4 protein-coding genes are annotated in these 5,503 nt (G+C 63.7%); 1 reads left to right on the forward strand and 3 read right to left on the reverse strand.

Features of this window, described 5'->3' with window-relative positions; all coding sequences use genetic code 11:
• Positions 1-321: 321 nt before the first annotated feature.
• The 3 genes from GY937_17735 to GY937_17745 all read right to left on the reverse strand — a co-directional run bounded on the left by GY937_17735 (position 322) and on the right by GY937_17745 (position 4,023).
• Complete coding sequence (locus GY937_17735; GenBank protein ID MCP5058547.1) at positions 322-564, reverse strand: hypothetical protein; 243 nt, start codon at positions 562-564, stop codon at positions 322-324.
• Between the two features lie 716 nt (positions 565-1,280).
• Entirely contained in the window at positions 1,281-2,480 is a 1,200-nt protein-coding gene (locus GY937_17740; GenBank protein MCP5058548.1) for a DUF1501 domain-containing protein, read from the reverse strand.
• Positions 2,481-2,511: 31 nt separating this feature from the next.
• Positions 2,512-4,023 carry a DUF1800 domain-containing protein gene (locus GY937_17745; GenBank protein MCP5058549.1) on the reverse strand — a complete coding sequence of 504 codons (1,512 nt, stop codon included), beginning with the start codon at positions 4,021-4,023 and terminating at the stop codon, positions 2,512-2,514.
• A gap of 593 nt (positions 4,024-4,616) precedes the next feature.
• Here GY937_17745 and GY937_17750 point away from each other — a divergent pair.
• Positions 4,617-5,321, forward strand: coding sequence for a transposase family protein (locus GY937_17750; protein ID MCP5058550.1), 705 nt, complete (start codon positions 4,617-4,619; stop codon positions 5,319-5,321).
• The last annotated feature ends 182 nt before the right edge of the window (positions 5,322-5,503 follow it).

Raw genomic sequence — 5,503 nt, forward strand, 5'->3', positions numbered from 1 at the left:
AAGCACACTCCGCATTCGCGCCACGGAATGGGCATCGACCACCCAAAACGAGATCCGTCAGCGTCAATCGCCGCGCGGCACGCTGAAACATTGGAAAGCCAGCTTCTCAGCCAACTTTCGTGCATAGTTCAGGCTAGATGCCAGTCCGTCGGGTCGTCGCTGGGGAGATTCGTGCCGCAGCCGGGGCACCTCAGCAGATTCGTGCTGCGCCGACGAAGTGGAGGTAGCGCTGTGGCGCGAAGCAGGTCAGCCACCAGGTGGCGCTCAGCAGCCCACCGCAGACGGCGATCACCGCCAGCGGAAGCGGATCACGCAGGAAGCTCAGTCGGCGGGTTCGGATACGGTTGGCTTCCTGCGCTCGGTGATGGCGACGACCAGTGCTCCGAGCCAGCCGGCGATGGAGAGGAACACGCCGAAGGGGATGGCGGCGACGACCAGGGCGCCGAGGTTGACGATGAGCACGAGGGCCCGCTTCGGGGTGCGCCAGGCGAAGAGGGTCGGGAGGAAGATGACGGGGAGCATCACGAGGATGACCATGAGCTCCGGCATGCCGAGTCCGAACATGGGGGGACCTCCGTTGCAGGGGTAGGCTGGAGAGCGTAGCTCTCGGCAGGCGAGTCCGGAGACCCCTCGACCGAAGCCAGGGCGTGTCGAGTCGAAGCTGAACTGGTTGGTCAGTGCGGCCTGTGCCGCCGCATCGCCAGCCCTGCGAGGCTGGTAGCGAGGAGGAGGGCGATGGTGGGCGCGCCCCGGCTCGAACGGGGGACCCCCTGCTTGTAAGGACGATGGGGAGCCTAACGATGACGTGTAGTTGCGTCTCGTGGCCGGAGAGGGCCGGCAAGGAGCAGCACTGGATGTGTTCCAGCGCGGCCGGCGGCCGTAGACGGCCCCTGTTTTGAGCGTCGATTTCGGTCGAAAGGCGCGCCAGGGTCACTCTCGGGCGATCCGTTCGGAGAGGCAAGCTCTCGGGCCGGCTCCATCGCGCGCCGGGCTCCGCCCCGGAAGGCGGATCTCCTTGGGGGGCCGTGCGAGGGCACCTCCAGTGCTGCTCGTTGCCCGGCGGCTCGGCCCGGATTCTCGGGGTACGAAGATAGGGAATTCAGGCTGCGTTTTCGCTCAATGACCGGGTAGTAGCTCTTCCGTCGACTACTCGCCGACCGGGGATCGCCGCGACGGGGAGTACCTCCCGAGCCGCTGCCTATTCAGGAGTGCTCCGACCGGCAACTCTGCCAAAATCCTTCGAACGGGATAGGGACTTTCGACTCGGCTTCCCGGGGAAGCTATGCGAGCAGGCCGGGGTAGCGGCTGGCCTGGGGAGTGAAGTCGGGAATGATCTGCCCGGGGTCGGCATTCATGTGGCGCTCGATCAATTCGGCAAAGACGTCGCGGAAGTCGGTCGTCGGTTGAAGGTCGCGCTCTTGGAACAGATCCTGATCGCGGAGCCCGGGCCAACCGTCGCGGGTCAGCACCCGTCCGCCGATGACACCGCCGCCGAGGGCCATCATCACTCCGCCGGTTCCATGGTCGGTTCCGTTGCTGCCGTTTTCGAAACCGACCCGACCGAACTCCCCCATCGCAAGCGTGAGGGTGCGGTCCGTGTCGGCTCCCAGGTCGCGATGGAAGGCGGCCAGGCTTGCACCGAGATCCGCCGCTCCGCTGGCGAATCGGCCGAGTTCGTCCGAATGGTGGTCCCAGCCTCCGAGATTCACCGTGACCACCCGAATCCCGATATCGGCCTTGATCAGCGCTGCGATCTCGCGCATCGAGCCCCCGAACCTGGTATCGGGATAGACCTCGCTGGTCTCGGTGGAGATCGATCCGATGACCTCGAGGCTCTCGAAGGTCGCGGCACCGGTGACTCCGAGCAGGCTGCTGGGATCGCGAGTGTAGACCTCCTCCAGCATTGCCCCACGCTCCGCGGCGAAGCTCCCTTTGATCGAGAAACCGCCTAGCGAGGACAGCACCAGGCTTTGTGCGGGGCCGAGCAGCGAAGCGGCCTTCGAATTGCCGTAGCTGACTCCTTGGAGCGAACTGCCGCTCCCAGCGATTTCCAGGAGCCGGTTGAGCCAGCCCTGGCGAACGTGCTTGTCGCCCGGAGCGGCCCGCTCCACGAAATCCTCCGCATCGAAGTGGGATCGGCCCAGGCCGGTATGCCCCACCGCATGGATCAAGTCGAGATCCCCAGCCTGGTAGATCGGGAGAAGATCGGAAAGGGAGGGATGAAGACCGAAGAACCCGTCCAGGTCATTGGCGCTGCCCGCAGAGATGTCGACACGGACCGACGGCCTCAGGCGGTCGTAATCCGGGTCGGCGAACGGCACCACCAGGTTGAGACCATCGGGCCCGCCACGCAGGAAGACCACCACCAGCACGGGTTCAGTTCCGGCCGCTCGTACGCGTGCAGGGAAGAAGCCCGGAAGCGCCACGGTCGCGAGTCCGAGTCCGCTGGTCTTCAGGAAGTTTCGTCGTGTCCACGTCATGTCGCCATCTCCGGAGCAGTCAGTTGCCAGGTCAGTGCATCAGGAATTCGGGGCTCGCCACGAGCGCCGCGCCCAGCTCGTCGATCATCCGATCCCCCTCCGTCCAAGCGGGAAGGGCCTCCCCCAGCTCGACCAGCTTGGCCCGAGTGTGGTCGCTGGCTCCGTTCAGGAGCATGCGTCGGATCACCGCATCTGCAGCCTGGTCGACGTCCTCGAACGCGATGTCCCAGCTGTATTGGTAGCCACTCCATCCGCGGACACTTGCGTGCCCGACGTTGATGGAGGAGAGCAGGTTTCCGGTGTTCATCCAGTAGCTGGAATCATCCGGGTAGCCGGTCGGAAGGGGATAGGCGTAGAGATCCTCGCCGAGATCATTCAAGTACCAGGTGAGGGTGAGGGGCAGATCCGGCCCGGTCGCACCGAGAGCTCGGGCGGTACTCGCCACCAACATCAGCGGGCGCTTCACCTTGGTGCGGCGATGCGTCATGAACCAGAACTCGGCAGTCTGGAACATCGCCCGTGTGACTTCTCGAAGATCTCCGCCCGTCTCGAGGTAGACATTCGAGAGGTAGTTCAGTGTGAGCTCGTGCGGTTCGCCTCCGATGAAGCGCTCGGCGAGCTTCCGAGTCAGGAAGTCCGCAGTCTCGGGGCGGAGGGCCAGATGGTGGAGTACGTCGAAGCCATCCTGCATCTCACCTCCAGGCGGAATCACGAGATCACCCCCAAGGATCGACTTGGAGCCCGGATCGTGGTCTTCCTCGTTGAAGAAGAAACCCGATTCGGTCGGATTCTCATCCCACTCGTCGCTGACCTGCCAACCGGTGAACGCACGTGCCACCTCGATGATGTCTTCCTGCGTGTACCCACCATCCACGCCCATCGTGTGGAGTTCCAGCAGCTCGCGGCCGTAGTTCTCGTTGATCCCCCACTGAGTGCTCAGGGTGTTGTCCAGGTACTCCATCATCGAGGGAGAGGTCGCGACCGCGACCAGCATGTCCTCGAACTTGCCGAATACGTGGGCACGTATCGCATCCCGCTCGTAGGGAACGATCGCAGTCTGGCTAACACCCGATGGGGCGTAGACGTTGAAGTGGTTGAACCAGAAGTCGGCGAGCAACGCCTCGAGTTGGCGTCGACTGTAGATGGCCCGCTGGATCTTGGCTTTCCTCAGATCCGTCAGGAGATCCCACGGAGTACCGGCGGGGCAATCTTCCCAGCAGTAGGTCTGCTCGAGGGTGCGATAGTTCATGTCCCGCCAGGCGTAGGCAGCCATCATCGCGTCGAAGTCGTCGTCCGGAATCGATTCCGGATAGAGCTGCTCTTCCAGATACGGTCGAGGACCGAGCTCCCGGATTCTCTCCCGCGAGTAGGCATCCGGCCCGTAGCCGAAACGCAGGAGTGCGTGCTCCTCATCTTGTGCTCCCGAGCAGGCCGCCAGAAAGGAAGCCATGGTGAGGAGCAGAAGGAGCGTCGAAACCGACGCAACCCTCGGGGTGAAGCGGTTCTGCGCCTCGAAGCGGGGTCCTTCACAACGATCGAGCATCAAGACCTCCGGGCGTGCCGCGACCTTCTGCGGCCGAAGCAATTCTCGCTGTCTGGGAGGCCTCTCTTCGTCAGGGATTTCCAGGCTCGGTGTAACCGGGGTCACGCCCCCTGTTCGTTCTTAGTATTCATCCGCCTCGAATGCACGGAACTCTCGAGCTCAGCCCCCGACTCCTTCCGCCAATGATACACGCCACGCATCGCAAGATTCAGGCTCGTTCTCGCCCGGCGAATCGAGCAGCATCTTGCATCTGGTGCGATCCACCCTTTCCCTCATCGTGCTGATCGTTCGCTGCTCGACGGCCCTCCTAAGAACGCGGGGTGAGCAGGCGATCGTCGAACTGACCCTGAGGCAGCAGCTCGCGACCTATAGCGCACAACCGACGAAGACCACGCCTCAGGCCGCTGGACCGCGCCTTCTGGGTAGCCCTCGGGCGTCTCTGGCCACGCTGGAGGAGTGCCCTGGTCATCGTCAAACCTGAGACGGTCGTTCGCTGGCATCGTGAAGGCTTCCGACGCCACTGGACATCGATCTCGAAGCCCGGCCCCGGTCGCCCCCCGATCTCCAAGGAGATCCAACAGCTCATCGTCAGGATGGCTACCGAGAACCCCTGGAGGGCCCGAAAGATCCAGGCAGAGCTGTTGAAGCTGGGGGTCCGCTTGAGCCTTGCGACCGTCTCCCGCTACCTCCCAGTCAAACCGCCCAACCCAGACCAGCAACAGGGCTGGAAGACGTTCCTCCGCAACCACAAGGAAGTGGTCGCGGGCATGGACTTCTTCGTCGTCCCGACGGTCCGGTTCGGGCTCCTGTACGTGTGGTTCGCGCTCGACCACGGAAGACGTCGCGTCCTCCACTTCAACGTCACCGAGCACCCGACTGCAAGCTGGGTGATCCGGCAGCTGCGTGAGACGTTTCCGGGCGATGCCTCGCACCGCTTCCTCATCTACGACAACGATGCGATCTTCTCGGCGGCGGTCACGAAGGCGATTGCGAACCTCGGGGTCTCTCCCAGGAGAACCGCCTTCTGTAGTCCATGGCAGAACGGAATCGCCGAGCGCTTCGTTGGTACCGTGCGACGCGAACTGCTCAATCATGTCATCGTCCTAAACGAGGACCACCTGCGACGCCTGCTCCGCGAGTATGTGGACTTCTACGAACGAGACCGCGTGCACACGGTGCTGAGGGACTCGCCGCTTGGAAGGCCCGTCGAGCGCCGACCCTCGCTTCGTGCACGAGTCGTCGGGTCTCCTCGCGTCGGCGGGCTCCACCACCGCTATACCTGGAGCCAAGCGTCCTGATCACTGGCTCCGAGCCCCGAAGATCTGGCGATCAGACGAACGCGGATGAATACTGAGAACAGAGTGCGTCCAGCTTAAGGCTGGCGCATCCAGCGGGAGCCAGTCCCGCCAGGGCAGGAGTCAGGAGCCCTGTAGCTTGGGTCGCAGACAGGAGGGAAACCGAATGATCTGAAGCCGACCGA

This window comes from bacterium (genome assembly GCA_024228115.1).
Lineage (GTDB): Bacteria > Myxococcota_A > UBA9160 > UBA9160 > UBA6930.